The organism is Pseudomonas sp. GM30, assembly GCF_000282275.2.
In the GTDB taxonomy this organism is placed as follows: Bacteria; Pseudomonadota; Gammaproteobacteria; order Pseudomonadales; family Pseudomonadaceae; genus Aquipseudomonas.
This window is the reverse complement of the sequence record NZ_AKJP02000002.1, coordinates 118,202-143,251: the sequence shown is the minus strand read 5'-3', so window position 1 is coordinate 143,251 and position 25,050 is coordinate 118,202. Positions and strand designations below refer to the sequence as shown.

20 protein-coding genes are annotated in these 25,050 nt (G+C 57.7%); 15 read left to right on the top strand and 5 right to left on the bottom strand.

Annotation, left to right across the window (positions count from 1 at the left end):
- The first annotated feature begins 12 nt into the window (after nt 1–12).
- The 9 genes from ppsA to PMI25_RS01850 all read left to right on the top strand — a co-directional run bounded on the left by ppsA (nt 13) and on the right by PMI25_RS01850 (nt 9,439).
- Nucleotides 13–2,388: a phosphoenolpyruvate synthase gene (ppsA, locus tag PMI25_RS01890; RefSeq protein ID WP_007960913.1), complete on the top strand. Its 2,376-nt coding sequence runs from the start codon at nt 13–15 to the stop codon at nt 2,386–2,388.
- A gap of 187 nt (nt 2,389–2,575) precedes the next feature.
- Nucleotides 2,576–3,565: an alpha/beta fold hydrolase gene (locus PMI25_RS01885; protein WP_007960914.1), complete on the top strand. Its 990-nt coding sequence runs from the start codon at nt 2,576–2,578 to the stop codon at nt 3,563–3,565.
- A gap of 226 nt (nt 3,566–3,791) precedes the next feature.
- Nucleotides 3,792–4,283 (top strand): ribonuclease E activity regulator RraA, encoded by a 492-nt coding sequence (rraA, locus tag PMI25_RS01880; protein WP_007960915.1) that lies wholly within the window; start codon nt 3,792–3,794, stop codon nt 4,281–4,283.
- Between the two features lie 21 nt (nt 4,284–4,304).
- On the top strand, nt 4,305–5,300 hold the full coding sequence (locus tag PMI25_RS01875; protein WP_007960917.1) for a zinc transporter ZntB: 996 nt from the start codon (nt 4,305–4,307) through the stop codon (nt 5,298–5,300).
- Between the two features lie 63 nt (nt 5,301–5,363).
- Complete coding sequence (locus PMI25_RS01870) at nt 5,364–5,612, top strand: hypothetical protein (RefSeq protein WP_003223293.1); 249 nt, start codon at nt 5,364–5,366, stop codon at nt 5,610–5,612.
- Between the two features lie 2 nt (nt 5,613–5,614).
- Entirely contained in the window at nt 5,615–6,439 is an 825-nt protein-coding gene (locus PMI25_RS01865; protein ID WP_007916401.1) for a mechanosensitive ion channel family protein, read from the top strand.
- A gap of 87 nt (nt 6,440–6,526) precedes the next feature.
- Nucleotides 6,527–7,117 (top strand): RNA polymerase sigma factor SigX, encoded by a 591-nt coding sequence (gene sigX, locus PMI25_RS01860; protein ID WP_011333251.1) that lies wholly within the window; start codon nt 6,527–6,529, stop codon nt 7,115–7,117.
- 107 nt (nt 7,118–7,224) lie between these two features.
- Nucleotides 7,225–8,274 (top strand): OmpA family protein, encoded by a 1,050-nt coding sequence (locus PMI25_RS01855; protein ID WP_007960920.1) that lies wholly within the window; start codon nt 7,225–7,227, stop codon nt 8,272–8,274.
- Nucleotides 8,275–8,419: 145 nt separating this feature from the next.
- Nucleotides 8,420–9,439 (top strand): quinone-dependent dihydroorotate dehydrogenase, encoded by a 1,020-nt coding sequence (locus PMI25_RS01850; protein ID WP_007960929.1) that lies wholly within the window; start codon nt 8,420–8,422, stop codon nt 9,437–9,439.
- Between the two features lie 287 nt (nt 9,440–9,726).
- Here PMI25_RS01850 and rmf read toward each other — a convergent pair whose 3' ends face one another.
- Entirely contained in the window at nt 9,727–9,942 is a 216-nt protein-coding gene (gene rmf, locus PMI25_RS27890; RefSeq protein ID WP_003223300.1) for a ribosome modulation factor, read from the bottom strand.
- A gap of 532 nt (nt 9,943–10,474) precedes the next feature.
- Between rmf and rlmKL the strand changes: the two genes are divergently transcribed.
- Together rlmKL and PMI25_RS01840 are read left to right on the top strand one after the other, a co-directional pair.
- Entirely contained in the window at nt 10,475–12,745 is a 2,271-nt protein-coding gene (gene rlmKL / locus PMI25_RS01845) for a bifunctional 23S rRNA (guanine(2069)-N(7))-methyltransferase RlmK/23S rRNA (guanine(2445)-N(2))-methyltransferase RlmL (protein ID WP_007960936.1), read from the top strand.
- A gap of 148 nt (nt 12,746–12,893) precedes the next feature.
- Nucleotides 12,894–15,281, top strand: coding sequence for a sensor domain-containing diguanylate cyclase (locus tag PMI25_RS01840; RefSeq protein WP_007960938.1), 2,388 nt, complete (start codon nt 12,894–12,896; stop codon nt 15,279–15,281).
- Nucleotides 15,282–15,437: 156 nt separating this feature from the next.
- On the opposite strand, the gene dacB is transcribed toward PMI25_RS01840, so the two are convergent.
- Nucleotides 15,438–16,898 (bottom strand): D-alanyl-D-alanine carboxypeptidase/D-alanyl-D-alanine endopeptidase, encoded by a 1,461-nt coding sequence (gene dacB / locus PMI25_RS01835; protein ID WP_007960941.1) that lies wholly within the window; start codon nt 16,896–16,898, stop codon nt 15,438–15,440.
- Nucleotides 16,899–18,888: 1,990 nt separating this feature from the next.
- On the opposite strand from dacB, the gene PMI25_RS01825 reads away from it, so the two are divergent.
- Complete coding sequence (locus PMI25_RS01825; RefSeq protein WP_007960943.1) at nt 18,889–19,761, top strand: restriction endonuclease; 873 nt, start codon at nt 18,889–18,891, stop codon at nt 19,759–19,761.
- Nucleotides 19,762–19,981: 220 nt separating this feature from the next.
- Here PMI25_RS01825 and PMI25_RS01820 read toward each other — a convergent pair whose 3' ends face one another.
- Complete coding sequence (locus PMI25_RS01820; protein ID WP_007960945.1) at nt 19,982–20,326, bottom strand: YggL family protein; 345 nt, start codon at nt 20,324–20,326, stop codon at nt 19,982–19,984.
- Nucleotides 20,327–20,899: 573 nt separating this feature from the next.
- Between PMI25_RS01820 and PMI25_RS01815 the strand changes: the two genes are divergently transcribed.
- Entirely contained in the window at nt 20,900–21,829 is a 930-nt protein-coding gene (locus PMI25_RS01815) for a tetratricopeptide repeat protein (protein ID WP_045121950.1), read from the top strand.
- Nucleotides 21,830–22,471: 642 nt separating this feature from the next.
- Here PMI25_RS01815 and PMI25_RS01810 read toward each other — a convergent pair.
- Complete coding sequence (locus PMI25_RS01810; protein ID WP_007960949.1) at nt 22,472–22,693, bottom strand: hypothetical protein; 222 nt, start codon at nt 22,691–22,693, stop codon at nt 22,472–22,474.
- A gap of 101 nt (nt 22,694–22,794) precedes the next feature.
- Nucleotides 22,795–23,250, bottom strand: coding sequence for a helix-turn-helix domain-containing protein (locus tag PMI25_RS01805; protein ID WP_007960950.1), 456 nt, complete (start codon nt 23,248–23,250; stop codon nt 22,795–22,797).
- Between the two features lie 485 nt (nt 23,251–23,735).
- On the opposite strand from PMI25_RS01805, the gene PMI25_RS01800 reads away from it, so the two are divergent.
- Both PMI25_RS01800 and PMI25_RS01795 read left to right on the top strand, forming a co-directional pair.
- Complete coding sequence (locus tag PMI25_RS01800; RefSeq protein WP_007960951.1) at nt 23,736–23,975, top strand: hypothetical protein; 240 nt, start codon at nt 23,736–23,738, stop codon at nt 23,973–23,975.
- A 125-nt stretch (nt 23,976–24,100) separates the two neighbouring features.
- Nucleotides 24,101–24,538 carry a DUF6957 family protein gene (locus PMI25_RS01795; RefSeq protein ID WP_007960952.1) on the top strand — a complete coding sequence of 146 codons (438 nt, stop codon included), beginning with the start codon at nt 24,101–24,103 and terminating at the stop codon, nt 24,536–24,538.
- Nucleotides 24,539–25,050: the final 512 nt, after the last annotated feature.

The following is a 25,050-nucleotide window of genomic DNA, read 5'->3' as shown; positions in this document are numbered from 1 at the left end:
GGAGAGATCACCTTGGTAGAGTACGTAGTTTCCCTCGATAAGCTCGGCAAACACGATGTTGAGCATGTGGGGGGCAAGAACGCATCCCTGGGCGAGATGATCAGCAACCTGGCGGGTGCCGGTGTGTCGGTCCCCGGCGGCTTTGCCACCACCGCGCAGGCCTATCGCGACTTTCTCGAACTGAGCGGCCTCAACGACCAGATCCACAAGGCTCTCGACGCCCTGGACGTCGATGACGTCAACGCGCTGGCCAAGACCGGTGCGCAGATCCGTCAATGGATCATGGACGCCGAATTCCCTGAAAAACTCAATACCGAGATCCGCACCGCGTTCGCCGCGCTGTCGGCCGGTAACCCTGACGTGGCCGTGGCCGTGCGTTCTTCCGCCACCGCCGAAGACTTGCCGGACGCATCGTTTGCCGGCCAGCAGGAAACCTTCCTGAACATCCGTGGTGTGGAAAACGTTATCCGCGCCGCCAAAGAGGTGTTCGCTTCGCTGTTCAACGACCGTGCAATTTCCTACCGCGTGCACCAGGGCTTCGACCACAAACTGGTCGCCCTGTCGGCCGGCGTGCAGCGCATGGTGCGTTCGGAAACCGGTACCGCCGGCGTGATGTTCACCCTCGATACCGAATCCGGTTTCCGTGACGTGGTGTTCATCACCGGCGCTTACGGCCTGGGCGAAACCGTCGTACAAGGCGCGGTCAACCCCGACGAATTCTACGTGCACAAAGGCACCCTGGACGCCGGTCGTCCGGCGATCCTGCGCCGCAACCTCGGCAGCAAAGCGATCAAGATGATCTACGGCGACGAGGCCAAGGCCGGTCGTTCGGTGAAGACCGTCGATGTCGACAAGGCCGAACGTGCACGTTTCTGCCTGACCGATGCTGAAGTCAGCGAGCTGGCCAAGCAGGCGATGATCATCGAGAAGCACTACGGCTGCCCGATGGACATCGAGTGGGCCAAGGACGGTGACGACGGCAAGCTGTACATCGTGCAGGCCCGTCCGGAAACCGTGAAGAGCCGCACCCAGGCCAACGTCATGGAGCGTTACCTGCTGAAAGAAACCGGCACCGTGCTGGTTGAAGGTCGTGCCATCGGCCAGCGCATCGGCGCCGGTAAAGTGCGGATCATCAAGGACGTCTCGGAAATGGACAAAGTCCAGGCCGGCGACGTGCTGGTTTCCGACATGACCGACCCGGACTGGGAACCGGTGATGAAACGCGCCAGCGCCATCGTCACCAACCGTGGCGGGCGTACCTGCCACGCGGCGATCATCGCCCGTGAACTGGGGATTCCAGCGGTCGTGGGTTGCGGCAACGCCACCCAACTGCTGAAGGATGGCCAGGGCGTAACCGTGTCCTGCGCCGAAGGCGACACCGGTTACATCTTCGAAGGTGAGCTGGGCTTCGACGTCAAGAAAAACTCCGTGGACGCCATGCCGGAGCTGCCGTTCAAGATCATGATGAACGTCGGCAACCCGGACCGCGCCTTCGATTTCGCGCAGCTGCCGAACGCCGGTGTCGGCCTGGCCCGTCTGGAATTCATCATCAACCGCATGATCGGCGTCCACCCGAAAGCGCTGTTGAACTACGACGGCCTGCCGCAGGAAATCAAGGACAGCGTCGACAAGCGCATCGCCGGTTACAACGATCCGGTCGGCTTCTACGTCGAAAAACTGGTGGAAGGCATCAGCACCCTCGCGGCAGCGTTCTGGCCGAAGAAGGTCATCGTGCGTCTGTCGGACTTCAAGTCCAACGAATACGCCAACCTGATCGGCGGCAAGCTGTACGAGCCGGAAGAAGAAAACCCGATGCTGGGCTTCCGTGGCGCTTCGCGTTACATCAGCGAATCGTTCCGTGACTGCTTCGAACTCGAGTGCCGTGCGCTGAAACGCGTGCGCAACGAGATGGGCCTGACCAACGTCGAAATCATGGTGCCGTTCGTCCGTACCCTCGGCGAAGCCAGTCAGGTAGTCGATCTGCTCGCCGAAAACGGCCTGGCCCGTGGCGACAACGGCCTGCGCGTGATCATGATGTGCGAACTGCCATCCAACGCGATCCTGGCTGAAGAATTCCTCGAATTCTTCGACGGTTTCTCGATCGGTTCCAACGACCTGACTCAGCTGACCCTGGGCCTGGACCGTGACTCCGGGATCATCGCGCACCTGTTCGACGAGCGTAATCCAGCGGTCAAGAAGCTGCTGGCCAACGCGATTGCCGCGTGCAACAAGGCCGGCAAGTACATCGGCATCTGCGGCCAAGGCCCTTCGGACCACCCGGATCTGGCCAAGTGGCTGATGGAACAGGGCATCGAAAGCGTGTCGCTGAACCCGGACTCCGTGCTGGAAACCTGGTTCTTCCTCGCGGAAGGTCAGGCGCAGGCTTGATCCATATGTGAACGGCCATCCTCCCCTGTGGGAGCGGGCTTGCTCGCGAAGACGGAATAAGATCCGCCACAAATGTTGGCTGATACACCGCTTTCGCGAGCAAGCCCGCTCCCACAAAGGTCGGGGGCTTTGAGATTGAAGTAGGGCGGGCTCCTGTAGATGCCGCCCTTTTTTGTGCAAGAGCATTATGCAAAGCAGCAGCAACCTGTTTCCTGTCGCTCTGATCAGCGCCGAACGTCGCGGTGATCTGAGCGAAGACGTGTATCGACTCAAACCCGGCAACAGCCCGGACTGGTCCGTGGAGATCGCCGTGACCCGTTTGGGCATGGCCGATGACACGGCACCTCGCGGTGTGCCGGTGATTTTGCTGCACGGCAGCTTTTCCAACCGGCGCTTCTGGTTTTCCCCCAAAGGCCTGGGACTGGGCGCGTACCTGACGCGTCTGGGCTTCGACGTGTGGATCCCGGAGATGCGCGGACACGGCCTGTCGCAGCGCAATGAGGACTACCGGCGCAACCGCGTGGCCGACTACGCCCGTTACGATCTGCCGGCGATTGCTGCATTCGTCCGCGAGCAGAGTGGGCAGGTGCCGCACTGGATCGGCCATTCACTGGGTGGCATCACCTTGGCAGCGGCGCTGGGTGGCGAATACCTTGGCGAACCGGCGGTGGCTTCTGCGGCGTTTTTCGGCACGCAAGTCAGCCGCACGTACTGGCCGCTGAAGATTCCACCGGTGGAGTGGAGTGGACGCTTCATTCTCAAGCGTTTCGCGCAGTTGTCTGGCTCGCGCCTCAAGCGCGGCCCGGAAGACGAGCCGATCGGTCTGGCGCTGGAAAGCATGCGCTGGTACGGCTTGTTCGGGCGGTTTGGCGACAAGGACAAGGACTGGTGGGCCGGTCTGGGCGAGGTTCAGGTGCCGGTGCTGGCCGTGACCGCAGCGGGCGATCATCAGGATCCGGCGTGGGCCTGTCGCAAGCTATTCGAGCAGATCGGCTCCGAGCACAAACAGTTCGTCAATCTGGGGCGCGAGCAGGGCTTCAGCGACAACTTCGGGCATGTCGAGATGCTGGTGAGCAAAGCGGCGCAGGCCGAAGTTTGGCCGTTGGTGGCACGCTGGCTGAACGATCAGCAGACGCCGTTACTCGGCGACAAGCCCGATCTGGCCGCTGCGGTCTGAGCCGCAGTCTCTGAAAAGGGCATTTCGTTCAGGTCGGCTTGCGGCTAAGATATGACGCATTGTGCGGTTCTGGTCATATTTAGTGGCTGTTTAGCTATTACGTTTCAGCGTTTGTTCAGGTTCGTTCAGCGACCATTGCATGAACTAAGGTAAACAGCGACCGCCGGGACTCGTTTCAAAAGAGTGCGACATCCTTGATCGTCTTCCTTTTTACAGGAGTTTTTCGATGAACCATTACCTCACGCCTGACCTGTGCGACGCCTATCCGGAGCTGGTGCAGGTGCTGGAACCGATGTTCAGCAATTTCGGCGGCCGTGATTCCTTCGGCGGCGAAATCGTGACCATCAAATGTTTCGAAGACAACTCGCTGGTCAAGGAGCAGGCTGAACTCAAGGGGAATGGCAAGGTGCTGGTGGTTGATGGCGGCGGTTCGCTACGGCGCGCGTTGCTGGGCGACATGATCGCCGAGAAAGCCGCGAAAAACGGCTGGGAAGGGATGGTCATCTACGGTTGCATCCGTGACGTCGACGTTATTGCCCAGACCGATCTCGGCGTTCAGGCGTTGGCCAGCCATCCGATGAAGACCGAAAAACGCGGCATCGGCGACCTCAACGTAGCGGTGACTTTCGCCGGCGTGACTTTCCACCCGGGCCAATACATTTATGCGGACAACAACGGCGTGATCGTCTCGCCGAGTCCGCTGCAGATGCCTGAATAAGTTTTCGACAAAGGGATGCGGATGTTCGAGGAAGAAAACGCGCAGTGGGGGCTGGTGCATGCCCTGGTGCTGGACGGAAAAGGTGGCGCGCGCGCGATTGCCCGGACTGACCTCGACGATCTGCAGCTGCAGGCCCATGAGAGCCTGTGGCTGCATTGGGATCGCAGCCATCCGCAAACCCAGACCTGGCTGCGCAAATCCAGCGGCCTGAATGAATTTGCCTGCGACCTGCTGCTGGAAGAAAACACTCGGCCGCGCCTGTTGCCGTTGCCGGATGCCGAGCTGTTGCTGTTTCTGCGCGGGGTCAATCTCAATCCCGGTGCCGAGCCGGAAGACATGGTCTCGGTGCGGATTTTCGCTTCGGCGCAACGGGTCATCTCTCTGCGTTTGCGTCCGCTGCGCGCCACCGATGAACTGTTGGCGCTGTTGAGTGAAGGCAAAGGCCCGAAAACCTCCTCTGAACTGATCCTGTATCTGGCGCAATTCCTCACCAACAAGGTGCAGGATCTGGTCACGTGCCTGTCGGAACTGGTCGATGAAGAGGAAGAAAAACTGGATGCCGACGAACGGTATACCCCCGAGCATGGCTCGATTTTGCACATCCGCCGCAGGGCGGCCGGACTGAAGCGTTTTCTGGCACCGCAGCGGGAAATTTTCGGACAGCTCACGCGGATAAAACTGCCGTGGTTCGTCGACGATGACGCCGACTACTGGAACGAATTGAACAACAGCCTGACGCGCTATCTCGAAGAGCTCGAATTGACCCGAGAGCGCATGGGGCTTGTGCTGGAGGCTGAAGACCGGCGTTTGAACGTGCGCATGAATCGCACGATGTACCGCTTCGGCATTATCACCTGCATCTTTTTGCCGATGAGTTTTCTCACCGGCCTGTTGGGCATCAACGTGGGCGGGATTCCGTTCTCGAGCAGCCCCTATGGTTTCCTGATTGCCTGTCTGACGGTGCTGGCGATGGCCTTCGGTCAATGGTGGTTATTCCGCCGTTTGCGCTGGGTGTGAATATGCAACATGTGACCCGACCAAATTTGCCCGCGTCTTTCACAGACATCACGAGAGGTGCGTATGCACGATCCGTTTGAACAGTCTTTGCGCGACATGCTCAACGCCTCGCCGTCCAGCCGTGACGACGACGCATGCCTGGGTCGCGTACTCAAAACCGCCAACCGCCAGGTGGGCGCCGGTGATCTGTTCAGCCTGCTGGGCCGCTGGCTGCCCGCGCTGATGATCGCCCTGAATAACGGATCGGCCCACGTTTCGCCGGTTTCCCGTCTTCGTAAAACTACTGCACGCACTGCTGATAAGGCTGATTGAATATGGAACTTGATCTCTGGACTCAGAGCCTCGTCACTGCAATGACTGCGTTGTGGACCAAAGTCGCCAATTTCATCCCGAACCTGTTCGGCGCACTGGTGGTGCTGCTGTTGGGTTTCGTGGTGGCCAAGCTGCTCGATACCTTGCTGTCCAAATTGCTCGCCAAACTGGGCCTCGATCGCCTGATGGGCGGCACCGGTCTGACCAAGTTGATGTCGCGGGCCGGCCTGCAAGTGCCGATCTCGACCTTGATCGGCAAGATCGTCTACTGGTTCGTTCTGCTGATTTTTCTGGTTTCTGCAGCAGAGTCCCTTGGACTTGAGCGAGTTTCAGCTACGCTGGACATGCTGGCGTTGTATTTGCCGAAAGTTTTCGGCGCCGCGCTGGTGTTGCTGGTGGGTGTTTTGCTCGCGCAACTGGCCAACGGCCTGGTGCGCGGAGCGGCAGAAGGCGTAGGGCTGGACTACGCTTCGGGTTTGGGCCGAATTGCACAGGGGCTGGTGATCATCATCAGCATCTCGGTTGCGATCAGTCAGCTTGAGGTCAAGACTGACCTGCTGAACCATGTGATCGTCATCGTATTGATTACCGTTGGTCTGGCCGTTGCGCTGGCCATGGGTTTGGGAAGCCGGGAAATTGCCGGTCAGATTCTTGCGGGAATCTATGTGCGTGAGTTGTATCAGGTTGGGCAACAAGTGCGTGTTGGCGAGGTCGAAGGCCAGATCGAAGAGATCGGCACGGTTAAAACCACATTGCTGACCGATGAGGGTGAGCTAGTCTCACTCTCCAATCGGATCCTGCTGGAACAGCATGTGAGTAGCCGCTAACCCGGCAAACCCTGCTAATGTATGCCGCCGCAAAATGCCCTGAGAGGGGTGCGGCGGACATTGACCTGACTGTCGGCACGACTTGTTTTGAATAAAGCCCAAACGCTATCCACGCGCTATGACCCCCGTGAGCTCTCTGATGAGGAGTTGGTCGCGCGCTCGCATACCGAGCTGTTTCACGTGACGCGCGCCTATGAAGAGCTGATGCGGCGTTACCAGCGAACATTATTTAACGTTTGTGCGAGATATCTTGGGAACGATCGCGACGCAGACGATGTCTGTCAGGAAGTGATGCTTAAGGTGTTGTACGGCCTGAAGAACTTCGAGGGGAAATCGAAGTTCAAAACCTGGCTCTACAGCATCACGTATAACGAATGCATCACGCAGTATCGGAAGGAACGGCGAAAGCGTCGCTTGATGGACGCCTTGAGTCTGGACCCGCTGGAAGAAGCGTCGGAAGAAAAGGCGCCGAAACCCGAGGAGAAGGGCGGACTCGATCGCTGGCTGGTGTATGTGAACCCGATTGACCGTGAAATTCTGGTGCTACGATTTGTCGCAGAGCTTGAATTTCAGGAGATCGCAGACATCATGCACATGGGTTTGAGTGCGACAAAAATGCGGTACAAACGTGCTCTAGACAAATTGCGTGAGAAATTTGCAGGCATTGCTGAAACTTAGTTCAGCGCAAATATCTCTTACGTGTAGGCAAGTTCTGATAGACTTGCCGCCGAGTTGTCCCCCGGTTTGCGGGACTGCTTCACAATCACCAGATGGGGATTTAACGGATGAAACTGAAAAACACCTTGGGCTTGGCCATTGGTTCTCTTATTGCCGCTACTTCGTTCGGCGCATTGGCACAAGGCCAAGGCGCAGTTGAAGGCGAGATCAACTACAAGAAGCAGTACAACGACAGTGTTGATCACGTCGAAGACGGCTTCAACCCAGGCGCCAAAATCGGTTACTTCCTGACCGACGACGTCTCGATCAACTTCGGCTGGGATCGTAACAACCACACCCGTTCGAACGACGGTACCGGCAGCCAGAAACTGCGCGGTGACAACTTCGGTCTGACCGCTCAATACCACTTCAACAACGCTGGCGACGCTCTGCGTCCTTACGTTGAAGGTGGCGTTAAGCACGGCAACCTGACCAACGTAGCTGCTGACGGCCACACCGGTCGCGACCAGTCGACTTTCCTGACTGCTGGCGCTGGCGTTAAGTACTACTTCGCCGAAAACTTCTTCGCCCGTGCTGGCGTAGAAGCTGACTACAAACTGGACAACGGCCGTTGGGACTACGCTCCATCGGTTGGTCTGGGTGTGAACTTCGGTGGCGGCGGCAAGCCAGCTGCTGCTCCAGTTCCAGCTCCGGCTGAAGTCTGCTCCGACAGCGACAACGATGGCGTTTGCGACAACGTTGACAAGTGCCCGGACACCCCAGCCAACGTAACTGTTGACGCTGATGGCTGCCCAGCAGTTGCTGAAGTTGTTCGTGTAGAGCTGGACGTGAAATTCGACTTCGACAAGTCGGTCGTCAAGCCAAACAGCTACGCTGACATCAAGAACCTGGCTGACTTCATGAAGCAGTACCCAGCCACTCACACCACTGTTGAAGGTCACACTGACTCCGTCGGTCCTGACGCTTACAACCAGAAACTGTCCGAGCGTCGTGCAAACGCCGTTAAGCAGGTTCTGACCCAGCAGTACGGTGTTGAGTCGTCCCGCGTTCAGTCGATCGGCTACGGCGAATCCCGCCCAGTTGCTGACAACAAAACTGAAGCTGGCCGTGCTGTTAACCGTCGCGTAGAAGCGCAGGTTGAAGCTCAAGCTAAGTAATTAGCTGCCGCTACGAGAAAAGCCCGGCTCAGGCCGGGCTTTTCTTTGCCTGCGATTTGAGCAACAGGGCATTGGCGCCTCGCGCCAGGGACCGTTGGCCGGCTATAATCGCCGCCTCTTTTCGCCGCCCGAGTCATCGCCGCCCATGTACACCCTGGCCCGTCAGCTGTTGTTCAAACTTTCCCCGGAAACCTCCCATGATCTGTCGCTGGATCTGATCGGCGCGGGTGGGCGTTTGGGCCTCAACGGCATGCTGTGCAAGAAACCGGCGAATGTGCCGGTGACGGTCATGGGCCTGGACTTCCCGAATCCGGTGGGTCTGGCGGCCGGTCTGGACAAGAACGGCGCGGCCATCGACGGTTTCTCGCAACTGGGTTTCGGTTTCGTCGAAATCGGCACCGTGACCCCGCGTCCGCAACCGGGCAACCCGAAACCACGGATCTTCCGTCTGCCGGAAGCCGAGGCGATCATCAACCGCATGGGCTTCAACAACCTCGGTGTGGATAACCTGCTGGCGCGGGTCGCTGCAGCCAAATACAAGGGCGTGCTGGGGATCAACATCGGCAAGAACTTCGACACCCCGGTCGAACGCGCCGTGGATGACTACCTGATCTGCCTGGACAAGGTGTATGCCCACGCCAGCTATGTCACGGTCAACGTCAGCTCGCCGAACACCCCGGGCCTGCGCAGCCTGCAGTTCGGTGATTCGCTCAAGCAATTGCTGGCCGACCTCGCCACGCGTCGCGCCGAACTCGCTCTGCGCCACGGCAAGCACGTACCGCTGGCGATCAAGATCGCTCCGGACATGACCGACGAAGAAACCGCGCAAGTGGCTCAGGCGCTGATCGAAACCGGGATGGACGCGGTGATCGCCACCAACACCACCCTCAGTCGCGTCGGCGTCGAAGGCATGGAGCACGGTGACGAGGCGGGCGGTCTGTCCGGCGCCCCGGTGCGCGAGAAGAGCACGCATACCGTGAAGGTGTTGGCGGCTGAGCTGGGTGGTCGGTTGCCGATCATCGCGGCCGGTGGCATCACTGAGGGCAAGCACGCGGCGGAGAAGATCACCGCGGGTGCGAGCCTGGTGCAGATTTACTCGGGCTTCATCTATAAGGGCCCGGCGCTGATTCGTGAATCGGTAGACGCGATCGCCGCGCTGCGCTGAGGTTTTTTGAGGGCTCTGTGGCGAGGGGATTTATCCCCGATCGGCTGCGCAGCAGTCGTAAAATTTGCTTCCGCCGTTCGCCTGGCACACTTGGGTGGATGGATTCGGGGCCGCTTCGCAGCCCATCGGGGATGAATCCCCTCGCCACAGGGAGTCTGTATCGTCCGGGGCAGGCATAAAAAAGGGCTCCTCGAAGGAGCCCCTGGGCCGTAGCCCGCCGTCCGGGAAGGACGTGCATGGTAAGTCGCTAAAAATTCAGATTGTCGTGTTGCAATAAGTGCCCTGTGTCAGCCGACGGCGTGAAGTTCGTTGAGTCTGTGGATCCCCGCAGTGCCGGTCATACCGTCCCAGTTGTCGCCGCGTCCTTCTCGCCAGCCGTTGATCCAGGCTTGACGTACCGACGGTAGAGTAAATGGGCAAAGCTCGCGGGATTTGCCACCAACGCCATATTGATATCCGCGCAAAAATGCTCTTTCCAACGGATCACGCTTAAGTCTTCTCATAGGGTGTTTCCCTCACTTGTTGACTGTTTGTGTCGCGTCGACCTCAACCGAGGTCCTGGCAGAAAAACTCTGCCGTGGTGCGGCTCGCTGCCGGCGTGGCGAGCCAAGGTGTTGACGCCGTTGCGACGTCAACCTGTGGTCAGTTCTAACCAATGAGTCACACCGAGGGAATGATCGTTTTGTCATAAGGACGTAACGAAAATAGTGCTACAGCCATAAGTAACCACCGGTTTCATGAACTTTTTTTCAGCAAACCCCGGTATGATCGGCCCCGCACTGGATGATGGGGTTAATCCTTTAGTGAGAATGACCCACGTTTACGCTGGGGTAATATTCGACGAAGGGTTGCTTTGAGTCATCTTGTTTCATCAACTTTAATAACTGTCCTTGCATCTAAGCTCTTTCAACCCGAGCAGCGGGGATGGAACGGCACACCTTCGTGCCACGCGGGCGCTCTTTTAGAAAAGCGCCTGATTGAAAACCGGATCGGCAATGCGTTGCCGGTTCACTAGCCAAAGGCTCTGGAAATACCATGTCCGACCGTTTTGAACTCTTCCTCACTTGCCCCAAAGGCCTTGAAGGCCTGCTCATCGAGGAAGCCGTCGGGCTTGGCCTTGAAGAGGCCCGCGAGCACACCTCCGCCGTGCGTGGCATGGCGACCATGGAAGCCGCTTATCGCCTGTGCCTGTGGTCGCGTCTGGCCAACCGGGTGTTGCTGGTGCTCAAGCGTTTCCCGATGAAAGACGCCGAAGACCTGTACCACGGCGTGCTTGACGTCGAGTGGCAGGATCACATGCTCTCTGACGGCACTCTGGCCGTTGAATTCAGCGGCCACGGCTCGGGCATCGACAACACCCACTTCGGCGCGCTGAAAGTCAAAGACGCCATCGTCGACAAGCTGCGTACTCCGCAGGGCGACCGTCCAAGCATCGACAAACTCAACCCGGATCTGCGCATTCACCTGCGCCTGGATCGCGGTGAAGCGATCCTGTCCCTCGACCTTTCCGGCCACAGCCTGCACCAGCGTGGCTACCGCCTGCAGCAGGGCGCGGCACCGCTGAAGGAAAACCTCGCGGCAGCGATCCTGATCCGTTCCGGCTGGCCGCGCATTGCGGCCAAAGGCGGCGCGCTGGCTGACCCGATGTGCGGCGTCGGCACCTTCCTGGTCGAAGCGGGGATGATCGCCGCCGACATGGCGCCGAACCTGCGTCGCGAGCAGTGGGGCTTCACCGCCTGGCTGGGTCACGTTCCGGCGCTGTGGAAAAAGCTCCATGAAGAAGCGGTTGAACGTGCCGCTGCCGGTCTGGCCAAGCCACCGCTGTGGATTCGCGGTTACGAAGCCGACCCGCGCCTGATTCAACCGGGCCGCAACAACGTCGAGCGTGCCGGTCTGAGCGAGTGGATCAAGATCTATCAGGGCGAAGTCGCGACTTTCGAGCCGCGCCCGGACCAGAACCAGAAAGGTCTGGTGATCTGCAACCCGCCGTACGGCGAGCGTCTGGGTGACGAAGCCAGCCTGCTGTACCTCTATCAGAACCTTGGCGAGCGTCTGCGTCAGGCCTGCCTGAATTGGGAAGCGGCGGTGTTCACCGGTGCGCCGGATCTGGGCAAGCGCATGGGCATTCGCAGCCACAAGCAGTATTCGTTCTGGAACGGCGCGCTGCCGTGCAAACTGCTGCTGATCAAGGTGCTGCCGGACCAGTTCGTCACCGGCGAACGGCGTACCCCGGAACAGCGTCAGGCCGAGCGTGAGCAAGCGGCCTACGATCAGGCGCCGAACGAGCCGCAAGAGCGCAAGTTCAACAAGAACGGCAACCCGATCAAACCGACGCCAGCCCCGGCGCCAGTGATCGAGCAGCCGCGCCTGAGCGAAGGCGGGCAGATGTTTGCCAACCGCCTGCAGAAAAACCTCAAGGCGATGGGCAAGTGGGTCAAGCGCGAGGGCATCGACTGCTACCGCGTCTACGATGCCGACATGCCGGAATACGCCATGGCCATCGACCTGTATCACGATTGGGTGCACGTGCAGGAATACGCCGCGCCGAAGTCGATCGATCCGGAAAAGGCCTCGGCGCGCATGTTCGACGCCTTGGCGGCGATCCCGCAGGCGCTGAACGTCGACAAGAGCCGCGTGGTGGTCAAACGCCGCGAGCGGCAGAGCGGCACCAAGCAATACGAGCGTCAGGCGGCGCAGGGCAAGTTCAATGAGGTCAGCGAAGGCGGCGTCAAGCTGCTGGTGAACCTCACCGACTACCTCGACACCGGGCTGTTCCTCGATCACCGGCCGATGCGCATGCGCATTCAGAAAGAGGCGGCCGGCAAGCGCTTCCTCAATCTGTTCTGCTATACCGCGACCGCCAGCGTGCACGCGGCCAAGGGCGGTGCGCGCAGCACCACCAGCGTCGACCTGTCGAAGACTTACCTCGACTGGGCGCGGCGCAACCTGTCGCTGAACGGCTTCTCCGACAAGAACCGTCTGGAGCAGGGCGACGTGATGGCGTGGCTGGAAAGCAGTCGCGACGAGTACGACCTGATCTTCATCGATCCGCCGACCTTCTCCAACTCCAAGCGCATGGAAGGCATCTTCGACGTGCAGCGTGATCAGGTGCAGTTGATCGACCTGGCCATGGCACGTCTGGCGCCGGGGGGCGTGCTGTACTTCTCCAACAACTTCCGCAAGTTCCAGCTGGAGGAGAACCTGGCCGAGCGTTACGCGGTCGAGGAAATCAGCGCGCAGACCATCGATCCGGATTTTGCGCGTAACACCAAGATCCACCGCGCCTGGAAAATCACGGCTCGTTGACGCTTGGGCGGGTTGGATCCACAGAGCCTTGATTTTTAAAGGCTCTTGGATCCGATCAGCGCTAGCCAAATTAATGGCTAATAGCTATAACTCAACTCATGGCCAATGGGGTTTTCCCCCCGAAACAATGGCGTCGTGAGTTGCCCCTATGTCGTTGCACCCCGTGCGCCCAAAGATTCTGGGTTTTATCAGCGAAGACGTCTCGGCCTGGCTGGTCGCGCTGCTGGTATTGCTCGCCGGCGGGATTCTCACGGGGCTGCTCGCCTGGGCCACCCTCAATCAGTTTCACCATCAACTGCGCCAACGCTTCCAGCTGCTGGCCAATGAGCGTTACAGCCGCATCGAAGAACGTTTCCAGGATCAGGAACAGCGTCTCGACGGCCTGCGCCGTTTCTTCGCCAACTCCGATTCGGTCTCACGCAGCGAATTCGACGGCTATGCCAAACCGCTTCTGTTACGCACTCAGGCTTATTCCTATGCGCCGCGGGTCAGCCGTGCCGAACGCGCGGCGGTCGAACAGGCCGTGCGTAACGAAGGTTTCAGCACCTTCACCTTTCGTGAGCTGACCGCTGACGATCAGTTGCAGACCGCCGCTGATCGCCCCGAATACGTCCCGGTGATCTACACCCAGAGCCTCAGCCGCTTGCCCACGCCGCTGGGTTACGACTTGCTGGCGCAACCGTTGCGCCGGGCGACGCTGGAACGCGCCGACCGCAGCGGGCACATGGTGGTGTCGCAGCCATTGCATCTGGTGGGGATTGATCCGGCGTATGCCCGGGGCGTCTTGCTGCTGGCGCCGGTCACCCGTGAAGAGGCGCCGAAAGGGCCGCCGCAAGGCTATGTGATGGCGGTGATCAGCATGCAGCAGTTGCTGGCCGACGGACTGCCGGAGGAGCACCAGGATTTCCTCAACGTACGCATTCTCGACCTGTCCACCGACGATCAGCATGAAGTGCTTTACGAGTCGGCCAACAAAGCGGGGGCCAGTGATCTGTCGGCTACGCAGTTGTTGCGCATGGCCGACCATGACTATCAAGTGGACATTCAGCCCAGCGAAGCGTTTCTGCAGGCCAACCATTCGTCGATCAGCAGCCTGGTGGTGCTCGGGGCGCTGCTGAGCCTGTTGCTCAGCGCACTGCTTTACGTGCTGGTCAGTCAACGCCAGCGCGCCTTGCGCATGGTCGAACTGCGCACCCAGGAACTGCACGCCCGCGAGCAGGAATTGCGCGGCACCCACGGTCAGTTGCGCGGCGTGCTGAATGCCGCGACCCAGGTGGCAATCATCGCCACCGACCTGCGCGGGGTGATCAACACCTTCAACCCTGGCGCCGAACAGATGCTCGGCTACAGCAGCGCCGATGTGGTCGGGCACATGACCCTGGAAAACCTGCATCTGCCGCGAGAGCTGGCCGCGCGTTCGGCGGAGTTGAGTGCGCGTTACGGCAAGAGCATTCCGACCTGCCACGCGATGCTGGTCGAGGGCGGCGAGGTCGGCGGTCACGAGGCGCGCGAGTGGACGCTGGTGCGCAGCGACGGCAGTCATCTGCCGGTGAACATGCTCGCCACCCCGGTGCTCGATGAGCAGGGTTTGTGGGTCGGGCATCTGGCGATCTGCATCGACATCACCGAGCGCAAGCGCGTGCACGAAGCGCTGGCGGCGCGCGATGTATTGCTGAAAAAGCTCAGCGCCCATGTGCCCGGCGGCATCTACCAATTCAAGATGGAGTTCGACGGGCGCTTCAGCGTGATCTACGCCAGCGACGGCATCCGCGAGATCTACGAGCTGGAGCCGGACGTGCTGCTGCTCAATGCCGAGGCGATTTTCACCCGTATCCATCCACAAGACGTCTCGCGAGTGCGCAGCTCGATCCGCGCCTCGGCGGACAGCCTCAGCCCATGGCGCGAGGAATACCGTGTGCAGTTGCCCGAGCGTGGCCTGCGCTGGGTGCGCGGCGAGGCGACGCCCGAAGAGCTGCCGGGCGGCGGCGTGCTGTGGCACGGCTACATCTCGGACATTTCCGACTTGAAACGGGTGGAAGAGGAATTGCGGGCGCTGTCGGTCACCGACTCGCTGACCGGCATCCATAACCGCCGCTACTTCCAGGAACGCCTGACCACCGAAATGGCCCGGGTCGAGCGCGGCGGCGGCGAGCTGTCAGTGATCATGCTCGACATCGACCACTTCAAACGGATCAACGACCAGTACGGCCATGCCGTGGGCGACCGGGTGCTGCAGGCGGTGTGCGAGCGCATCGGCCATCGTTTGCGGCGTACCGATGTGTTCTGTCGTCTGGGCGGCGAAGAGTTCATGGTGCTGTGCCCGGACATCGACGGCGAGCACGCGTACATCCTGGCGGTGGAGTTGTGGCAAGGCCTGCGCAGTGCGCCGGTGGATGTGGTCGGGGTGGTGACGGCCAGTTTCGGCATCGCCAGCTGGCGCCCGGGGGAGGGCGCGGATGCGCTGCTGCTGCGCGCGGATTCGGGGGTGTATGCGGCGAAGCAGGGCGGGCGTGACCGGGTGGAGCAGATGAGCTGATCAGATCTGACAAGTGAGCCGCGTGAGCCCTTGTGGCGAGGGAGCTTGCTCCCGCTTGAGTGCGTAGCGCTCACAAAATCATTGGGGCCGCTGCGCAGCCCAGCGGGAGCAAGCTCCCTCGCCACAGAGAGTTGCTTCCACAGGTTTAAGGGTGGCTTACAGCGCTGAAGCGGTCTGCGGCAGGCGCGGCTGCTTGTACAGATCCAGCAGCACCTGATCCAGCACCGACGACGCGCCGAACGGGGCCTTGTCGTTGAGGATCGCCACCACCGCCCAGGTGTTGCCGTTGACGTCGCGGCTGAAGCCGGCAATCGCGCGCACGGTATTCAGGGTGCCGGTCTTGACGTGGGCTTCGCCGCGCATCGCGGTGGTCTTCAGGCGTTTGCGCATGGTGCCGTCGGTGCCGGCAATCGGCAGCGAGCTGATGTACTCGGCGGCGTACGGGCTGTGCCAGGCGGCTTGCAGCATGTTGGCCATTTCGCGGGCGCTGACGCGTTCGGCACGCGACAGCCCGGAACCGTTCTCCATCACCAGGTGCGGCGCGGTGATGCCTTTCTTCGCCAGCCACTGGCGGACTACGCGTTGTGCGGCCTTGGCGTCGTCACCGTCGGCTTCGTTGCGGTATTTCTGACCAAGGCTCAGGAACAGCTGCTGGGCCATGGTGTTGTTACTGTATTTGTTGATGTCGCGGATGATTTCCGCCAGATCCGGCGAGTAGGCACGGGCCAGCAATTTGGCGCTGCTCGGGGTCGCGGCGAGACGATCCTTGCCCTGGATGCTGCCACCCAGTTCTTTCCAGATCGCGCGCACGGCGCCGGCGGTGTAAGTCGCGTGGTCGAGCAGCGACAGGTAAGTCTGCGAGCTGCAGCCATCGCCCAACTGGCCGGCGACGGTCACGGTCACGCTGCCGTCAGGCTGGGTCACCGGGTTGTAGCGCACGCCGCCGGTGCATTGCTTGGAGTTGAGCGCCTTGACCGTGTTTTCGATGCGCACGCTGGCAATCGGCGGCTCCACCGAGATCAGCACCCGGCCACCGTCATTGCGCGCGACGAAGCGCAGGGCCTTGAGGTTGACCAGCAGCGAGTCGGGTTTGACCAGGAACGGCTTGTTCTCGTCATTGCCGTCGTCGTTGAACTCGGGCAGTTGCGGCTGGATGAAGAAGCTGCGGTCGAGAATCAGGTCGCCGGTGACCTGGGTCACGCCGTTGGCGCGCAGGTCGCGCATCAGCAGCCAGAGTTTCTCCATGTTCAGCTTCGGATCGCCGCCGCCCTTGAGGTACAGGTTGCCGTTGAGGATGCCGCCACTCAGGTCGCCGTCGGTGTAGAACTCGGTTTTCCATTGATGGTTGGGGCCGAGCATTTCCAGCGAGGCGTAAGTGGTGACCAGTTTCATGGTCGAGGCCGGGTTGACCGAGACGTCGGCGTTGTAAACGGTCGGATTGCCCGGGCCGTCGAGCGGAATCATCACCAGCGACAGCGCAGTCTGCTGCAGCTTGCTGGCCTTGAGGGCTTTTTCGACGTTAGGGGTGAGGGCAGTGTTGATGGTGGCCGCAGAAACCGGCAGGGCCAGGGGTAGAATCAGGCCGGCGAGAAACAGTGGACGCAACGATTTGATCATCTGAAATAAAACCCTGCACAAGAGGGGGAAAATAACGAGGACATGGATGAAAAAGCCCTCAGTGGTCATGAAAGTGTCGGCATTATGCCCCAAGGTGTAACAGCTTGTGCCTTGCCCGGGGCGGCCATTTCGTTATTTTTTTTACAGGCGGTCGGCCACCGTACCCAGAGAGTCGGGCAATTGACCGCTTAAACTGGTAAAGTGCCGGCCGTTATTACTTAAGAGGATTGTTCCAATGGCGACTAACCGTTCCCAGCGTCTGCGCAAAAAACTGTGCGTTGATGAATTCCAAGTTTTGCTGATTAGCGAAAAATAGTTAAAAAGTTGTCAAAAACGATTCACGCTCTATCTTCGTAATCTGCCCTCTCCTTTCCCAAGATCCCCCCGCAAGCATCAAATCATCTTCAGCTGATCACGCCCTTGGGGTATGCTCCGGTAGCCCAGCCAGCTCCGCATCCTCAGCGAGCATCACATCCCTAATCTCTGTACTCTGGGAAGACTTACTGCCTCATCTAGACTCAACGCTGTTGCGAACTACTCCTTGTGTTAGTCGCAGCAAACACGGTGACAGACAGCATCGCTTCACTGCTTCTACCGATGCCCACGCCCATGTCCATGCAAATGCCCATGCAGGCGTATCTCATGCAATCCCGGTTGCCGGGCTTTGTGAACGTCTAAACGCGTCATTCACACGAGGGCCTTGTCGGACGGCGCTCTGCCCTGTGCCATATCTCCTCGTCGACTCACTAACCTCTCAGGGCAGGGAGCGTCGGTAATGGATGGCTGCTTGGCAGAGCGAAAATGATTTGTGGAATTGAGGGTGAGTGAGTAAGGTTTCCCACGTGACATCACAAGGGAGTCCTTATGGACGATCACTCATCATCAGTACGACCTGTACGCTTCAGGCGACACGGTCGACGTAGACTGGACGCCGTTACGGCTCAGTTGAAAGCTGAATTCGCCTGGCGTGCGCGTGAACGGTTACGGGCTCATATGGCCCAGTTTATTGAATCCGCGGTCGAGAAATCACAGAAACCCAAGACCTACTTTGAGCGCCATGGTGTACCGAATGGCTCTTTAGTTTGCGTCGGTCTTATCGGCCTGATTGGTGGGGGGGGGGAGCGGCTGCGCGCTCTAGACACACTTCTAAGTGAAGCGGGCCAGCCTGATCCCGATTCACCCCTGCACAGCTTCAGGAAGCGCATCCTCGCGTTTTTCCGAATCATCCTTGCTTACATAATTAAACTCCAGTCCCGTGCTCTTCGGGCTGTACTCACTGTTCCTCTCTTCCTTGACGGCCCAGAGATGAGCGGTTTCAAGCATCGCCTCCGCTAAGCCTTTTCGAAAATCTGCGAACAAAGAACCTCGTCGGAACTAATTCGAACAGGCACCATCATGCCCATCAGAAAGCTTTGCACTTGCGGTGCGCGCTCTAATAAGCGCTGCCCTTTACATTTGTCTGTACCCCGCCAACGCATTTATCAGCGCCTCCGGCAGCCACCTCAATCGTCCAAGATGAAGAAATGCAGGGTGTACTTAAAACGTATTCTGGCCGTCCTTAGCGTGGTGACAACGCTTTTGAAACTGATCAATTTTTTTAAACTCTGGTGAGAATGAGCTCTCCCTGACCTGTGCCCGTTGCAGATGCCTATTCTGCGGCGGGTGGGGCGTTTGAACGGTAAGCGTCCGGCGAAAGTCCAGCATTAAGGGAGATGGTGTCCGCCTGTTTTTGAGTGGACACAATCACCCCTATCGTTCGGATTTCCATGCGTCAACGAATTGCTTAAGCCTGTCAGCACACTCGACATGTATCCCTTCGTGCTAACAGAGATTTTTGATCGATAATGCATTCTTTCCAGTTCATGGCTTAGGCATCCCAAATTTTTACACATCAAGCACCTCCGAGAATGAGGATCCTCCTCTTGGTCGCTCTACGTTATTCCTAGATTGTCGTATGCTCGGCTCGCTGGCTTGATCAAGGACTCGTCGGATGCCGAAGATAAAACCGTTGGATATGAAACTGTTGGATCTCCTCTTCGAGATGGAAAAGGGATACGTGTTGGACTTCTCGAATCGTACATTCGGCCAGTTCTTCCTTGGGGAACTGGAGATCGACATTGATGACCCGCTCTTCGCTGCGGAGGGGACGTCCAAGGCCAGACGTCTTCGCAATTTCCTTGCGATTGCGGACACTCCAACCTGTGTTCGAGCGCTGAAAGCTCTATGGCAGTATCGCCAGGCAACCTTGTCCAACCAGAGCAAAGACGACACAGTAGTGAATGCCGAGGGACGCTTCTTGACCCTGATCCAAGGCTTGGAGTCTGGCACACCAAGTAGTGATGTCGTGCGCGATCCCTTCGCTGCGGTGCGGCATGTCAGCATTGATCATGCGGCTCAGTTGAAACAGTCATTATTGGATATTCATAAGCTTGCACCTCAAGCTCGCGGATACGCGTTTGAGGCCTTCCTGCAGCAGTTATTCGAAGCCTCCAACCTCCAACCTCGTGCGCCGTTCAGAAACACTGGTGAGCAAATTGACGGGAGCTTCCAATATCGAGGGAATATCTATCTCGTTGAGGCGAAGTGGGTGGTCAATCCTGTCGGCGCAGGAGAGCTTCACATCCTCCAGGGCAAGATCAATGAAAAGGCCGCTTGGGCGCGAGGAGTATTCATCAGCTATTACGGCTTCACTGATGTTGGTTTGGAAGCGTTCGGACGTAAAAAAAGCTTGGTCTGCATTTCGGGTAAGGATATCCATGATGCTCTGGAGAAGCAGGTACCTTTTGCAGACGTCATTGACCGTAAGGTTCGTGCTGCCGCTGAGACTGGCTTAGTTTTTGTTCCGGTGAGCGACCTGTTCTAGGCAGCGTGATATTGGGATAGGTGACAAAGGTTCAAGAGGTGAGCGATGCACTTGACCTCGCCATCATCTAGCTCAGGGTTTCTGCGGGATTAGGCGTGAGAGCGCAGGGAGGAATGTTTCAGGCAGGAGGGAATCCGCTGGGGGCTCGGTTTGGCAACAAGGGGAGCGTTGCCTTAGGCAGAAACCAAAAGGGCCATCACGATGGATGGCCCTTTGAACATCAAGCTACCGGATTAATCGGCTTTTCCGGGTACCAAACGTCCAACAGCGGGCTTACAGTCATCTCGGTCAGCTCGGAGCGGGTTTTCAGCCAAGCTTCAACAGCTGCACGCTGCTCTTCGGAGACCGAACCACGTTTCTGCAGGCAAACCAGACCGAAGTCGTCGCCGCCGACGTAGCCCAAGCCGTTGGCTTCCATGGCTTCTTTGATGAATGCTTCGAGGAAAGCGTCGATGGCTTCTTCAGACAGATCTTCCTTGAAATCCAGGTTCAGCTCGAAGCCCAATTCCTGGAACTCGTCTACACAGAGCTTTTTGCGCAGACGCTGGGAGCGGTTAGTGGCCATGAAACAATCCTCTTAAGTAATAACGCGGCGCATCTTACCAGTTCATAGCACGGCCTGCCTGACTGAGTGAAGCTGCTTGTATGGAGACAGGCTCGCTGGCATGGGGCATCTAGCTGCAAAGGCAGATGTGCCAGGATCAAGGCATGGTAGGGGAGGCGTACGTAGTTTGCCCCATGGGCTTGGGAGTGGCGGGGATGAAGTCACCAAGATGCTTCATCGGATAAACATCTGATGATGCTCATCGAAGGATGACCTGCTCTGCGTCGCCGCTGACATGTAGACAGACTCGTAGCGGCCACTCAGGCACTCGCTCCCAAGAAAGCGCGAAGTTCTAGGCCGGCAACCCCAGGCTCAGCAGTCCAACAGTAAGTGCACTGGCATCAATGGCAATCGATTTCGGTCATCGGTATTCTGGCGCCATTGTTCTGCCATCAATGACCGGAGAGGCGAAGTGGGTGGGAAAGAGGCATAGATGGTCAATACCCCGCTACCTGCTCGCACTCACGCAAGAGGCAGTATAAGTAATCGATCCTCCAACAACATTTGATCACTTGCTGAAATGGGGAAACGTGATTGGATCAGCATAAGCCCGATCAAGGCATCGAACTCGAAAGACTAAAGCTTGATGAAATAAGGTTCAGGTCGGATAACCGCTTTAGATGGATTACTTTTGGGGTAACTGTCATCCCTATTGCAATTACAGCTCTCCAGTTCATGACGAGTAATGCCCGTGACGATGAGCGACTCAAGCTTGAAGTTCGGAAGCAAGAAGCAGAGTTGCAGCATAGGGTTGATGACCTCCACCTAAAGCAAAGTACCCTGGAGCAGGAAAGGAACGCTGCACGCGTCAAGTTTCTGAGGGATCATATCGATATGATCATGTCGCCCGAGCCTGAGTTGGAACTGAAGCTGAACACGTTGGTGAGGATTGCGTTTCCGACGGAAGCGGATTTGCTCATCCCTCAAATGCACGCTATGAGAGAGCGGCTATCGACGGAGCGCCAAGCTGCCCGGGGCTCGGATACAAGTTCTGCACCGCAGGTTGATCAGGCGAAGCATGACAACCCAGTGCCACCGCTCGTTGTCACGTCATTTGCCGAGACGACCGTAGGAGGGCAGCAGACCAAATCTGCCATGTCGGAAGGTCGAGCGTACGTTCGAAAAAATGATTGGAAGAACGCCTTGCAGAGTTTTAGCAATGCGGTCGCCAATGATCCTGGCGACGCGTTGGCATGGAATTTCAAAGCCTATTCAGAATTCAAAACACAACAATTCAATGCCGCATTAACCAGCATCGGCCAAGCGTGGAAGCTTAACCCCACTGAGGGTCAAACACGCCGATTCGTGGCAATCAATGCCACGAAAATTTTATGCGCTCAGGGGCGGTCAAGTGAGGCCGCTACGTTCTTCAATCAGAGCGCAGCAGTACTGCCAGACATCGTTGCTGATGTTTATGGTGATGGCGAATTCAAGACTATCTGCCTGGCCATCTGGAGGGGGTAGTGCTAAGGGTGTGCGGGAGGCATGCCTAGAGTCAGTCCGGCGGAGACAGCATCCAGCTTGAGATCTATCTGAATGGAAGGTAGGTGCATAAGGAGACGTCCTGCATTCACCTGAAGAAAAGGGATGCTACTACTCCCCAGAACTGCCCCGGATCTATTTCTAGGCTGTCGACCTAGCGTCGGGCTACTACGTTTTCCTGTTGTATGTTGGCCCCCATCGGGAAGGGGACTTTGAGAAGATTCGCCATCTCGATCCGACGTAATGACGTGAAACGGGAGACGGGTGAGGGCAATTCAACTTCAAGGGTTAAACAAGGCAATTATGTCGTCAGGAGGGACTGCAATCGGTCGGAATCCTACCCTGATGCGGTTCGTACCTACAACGCTGGCTGAGTCTGTGTTGATGCCTTGCTTGCGATAGAACAGTTGCCAGCAAACGCCTTGATCATGGAATGCTTTGATGGATGTACGAGGTGCGAGGGGGATATTGCAACATTGCCGACATTGATGTGAGCGCAAACATCAAGCATTGACATGCCTCTAACGCCGAATGGCCGCAGTGGAAGGGTTGGGGTTTCGGTAGAGGTGTTCTCGGATAGAATCGAAATTCGAGGTTAGCTGAAATCCGCTGCAAAGATGGTCATTAAATCGACGTTCTCGGATTTCCCCCCAGTCTGGCAATCCCCTGCTTGATATGCCCAGCGTTCTCACCAATCCTTTCAAGCGCGCCACGGGCGTTCTCACAAGCTTCAGATGACCCGCGCTGCTCCTCCAGCAGCACAAGCTCCATTAGCGCTGCTTCGATCGCCAGTTGGTTTTCGTACAGCCTGGCCAAAATGTCTGGAAGGGAATATTGCTCGGCCATGATTCGACTCCGTTCGGATAGAGAGCAAAAGCATAGCAGTGGTTCGATGATGGTCTGGAATGTCCAGCGGGCGAGGGCATTATCATGAAAGAGCAAAAAGCTCAGTCCGAACGATTCCAATGGCGCTGAACAGTGGTCTTTGCCATCCCCAGCTTCATAGCAACTTCAGCCCGCGAAAGACCTTTCTCCTTGAGCGTCCGGACAGCCTCTCGTGCTTGGGCTGCCGCAGTAATGCGAGGGTGAATGGGTTGTTCAATTTCCAATGGGATTGACCCTTTCATTAGCGCGAGGGATTTCAGATCCTTTTCGGCAGTCTTCAGGATGTCGCCAGCGCTCAACTCGTGATGTACCCCACACACGATTGCCATCAGGGCAACAGGACTGATCTCCAATGCGTCGGCGAGCTCAATGATGGCCTCCAGGCTAGGGGAGGTTTTTTCATTTTCGATGCGGCTTACATGCGATTGATCGACCTTCTTGCTCAGCTCTTGCTGCGTGAGATCACGTTTTGCTCGCAAGAGCTTCAGCGTTACGGCAAATGCAGTGCGGACAGCCATTTTTCCGTTCCGTAAAAACAGAGCTGTATGCCGCGATTGCCATGATCCACTCAAATGTATATATTCATATCGAATGGATCTGATGGCCCGTTCGTGCGACGTCATTCCTGGAGACTCGGTCGCGTGCCTGTCTTCAGATCATTCAATTTAGCTGTAAATCGAGATCGGGATGCAGACCACGTCTGAGCAACGCGTTCCCATCGATCCCTTTGTTCGAAGACTTCAACCAGGTCGCGTTGACTGGTTGTGTCGGCCAAACAAAATGCGTGGACAGCGACCATGTGTGCTCAGGGAGGGCCTGTGAGCGTGATCCGCGTAACTCCATTTTTGAGAAAGAAGGACGATCTGAATGATCTATGGCATCGGTGAAGGCTTAGGTGGTTTGAGCGTTCCACCCCAGGTGACAGTTCGGCGTGATGTTTGATCAGCGGAGTGCTGCATCCGTCCCGTCAGCCGTCGCTGTGGCAATGGAAAAGGATTTCGGAATGCCGGTCACGGCATACCTCTTCGCCGCCATCGATGGCCCACCTGTGCTGATGGGGACGGTTTATGGCGATACCACTGGACGATTTCGCGAAGGAACCAGCATGCGGACGTCGAGGATCACGGACGTACTGTTCATCAACGGCTATTCGTTGTTCAGAACCGTCGCCGGCAGCCTCTACGTGGTGGTCAGTTGGGTTCCTGGAGGAAGCAATATTTATATGAATCGCGTTTATCACTGAGCGTTTTTTTGGCTCGACGCTTTTTTCAAAATCTCGCTGTGGAAATCAGGTTGGCGAGGGGAAGGGCATCTTGCAAATAGCTCCTCTTCGCGTGTGCAGGGGGAGAGCGGCAGGTTTGAGTGGCAATGAAAAAAATGAGCGTTACAGATGTTGAGTTGTTGGGGGATTTGTTTTTTGGGCCGGCCACTGTTGTGGGTGGTTCAGGGCTAGACGACGGGGCACTGAAGCAGGCCGCAATGGAATCATTCCCTGAAAAGCGCAGCTGCGTGGTACGTCAGTGGATGCTCCTCGATTTGATGCTTGAGGATGAGTGTCAGCGGGAGATGGAAGGGCAAGGGTTGGTACCCACCATCTTGTACATCCAAAATATGGTTTTCGACAGCGCTCAAAAACTTGCTGAGCAAAGCCAGTTCAGAACGCATTTTGCGACTTCTGTAGAAGGCTGCTTCTTCGAAACGGCCGACACGGTTTTCGTACTCGCCGGCAGGGGCAGTCGTAAGTACACAAGTCTCTGTGCAATCAACGCGCTGGACATGGCCATCCAGATGCAACCGATACGCTAAGACTCGGCTGTCGTGGAATCTCTGCTTTGAAACATGCCCTGGAATTCAGCAAGGCTTTCAAACGAGCAATAGGAATCAGTTTACTGTGATGGTCAACATGTTCTGACTGATCCCTGCGTTTGTAGGACTGACAGGCAAAACCCGGCCAGCCAGCCGGTTTTTTAATGGTTCCCATTCGTCCAATAGAAGGCATTCGTAGGTACACAGGTTCTCTCACGTTCAAGCGCGCAATCCCGCGCACCGACACGGAGAGGCATCATGGAAATTGACGAGAACCCTTACTCCGCTGGGTTTACTTAGTGTTGTGTAGGTGTGTAAATCTACACAACACTAAAATAATATAGAATTATTTATTTACGCAGATATGCCGCGTTTTTGTGAATTTTTTGAATGCAAACCTAGGTGCAGCTTGGCAGGTCTCTCTCAACGCAGTGACCCCGGGGTAAGGTAAGTCCAGCCCCTCATCCCGGATCTCCAGATCAGGAGATCACACCCGCCCCGCAATCTACCGC

Excerpts from the sequence above, each read along its gene's own strand:
- PMI25_RS01885 (WP_007960914.1), top strand. The coding sequence starts at position 2,576 with ATGCAAAGCAGCAGCAACCTGTTTCCTGTCGCTCTGATCAGCGCCGAA.
- rraA (WP_007960915.1), top strand. The coding sequence starts at position 3,792 with ATGAACCATTACCTCACGCCTGACCTGTGCGACGCCTATCCGGAGCTG.
- PMI25_RS01875 (WP_007960917.1), top strand. The coding sequence starts at position 4,305 with ATGTTCGAGGAAGAAAACGCGCAGTGGGGGCTGGTGCATGCCCTGGTG.
- PMI25_RS01870 (WP_003223293.1), top strand. The coding sequence starts at position 5,364 with ATGCACGATCCGTTTGAACAGTCTTTGCGCGACATGCTCAACGCCTCG.
- PMI25_RS01865 (WP_007916401.1), top strand. The coding sequence starts at position 5,615 with ATGGAACTTGATCTCTGGACTCAGAGCCTCGTCACTGCAATGACTGCG.
- PMI25_RS01855 (WP_007960920.1), top strand. The coding sequence starts at position 7,225 with ATGAAACTGAAAAACACCTTGGGCTTGGCCATTGGTTCTCTTATTGCC.
- PMI25_RS01850 (WP_007960929.1), top strand. The coding sequence starts at position 8,420 with ATGTACACCCTGGCCCGTCAGCTGTTGTTCAAACTTTCCCCGGAAACC.
- rmf (WP_003223300.1), bottom strand. The coding sequence starts at position 9,942 with ATGAGAAGACTTAAGCGTGATCCGTTGGAAAGAGCATTTTTGCGCGGA.
- rlmKL (WP_007960936.1), top strand. The coding sequence starts at position 10,475 with ATGTCCGACCGTTTTGAACTCTTCCTCACTTGCCCCAAAGGCCTTGAA.
- PMI25_RS01840 (WP_007960938.1), top strand. The coding sequence starts at position 12,894 with ATGTCGTTGCACCCCGTGCGCCCAAAGATTCTGGGTTTTATCAGCGAA.
- dacB (WP_007960941.1), bottom strand. The coding sequence starts at position 16,898 with ATGATCAAATCGTTGCGTCCACTGTTTCTCGCCGGCCTGATTCTACCC.
- PMI25_RS01825 (WP_007960943.1), top strand. The coding sequence starts at position 18,889 with ATGCCGAAGATAAAACCGTTGGATATGAAACTGTTGGATCTCCTCTTC.
- PMI25_RS01820 (WP_007960945.1), bottom strand. The coding sequence starts at position 20,326 with ATGGCCACTAACCGCTCCCAGCGTCTGCGCAAAAAGCTCTGTGTAGAC.
- PMI25_RS01810 (WP_007960949.1), bottom strand. The coding sequence starts at position 22,693 with ATGGCCGAGCAATATTCCCTTCCAGACATTTTGGCCAGGCTGTACGAA.
- PMI25_RS01805 (WP_007960950.1), bottom strand. The coding sequence starts at position 23,250 with ATGGCTGTCCGCACTGCATTTGCCGTAACGCTGAAGCTCTTGCGAGCA.
- PMI25_RS01800 (WP_007960951.1), top strand. The coding sequence starts at position 23,736 with ATGCCGGTCACGGCATACCTCTTCGCCGCCATCGATGGCCCACCTGTG.
- PMI25_RS01795 (WP_007960952.1), top strand. The coding sequence starts at position 24,101 with ATGAAAAAAATGAGCGTTACAGATGTTGAGTTGTTGGGGGATTTGTTT.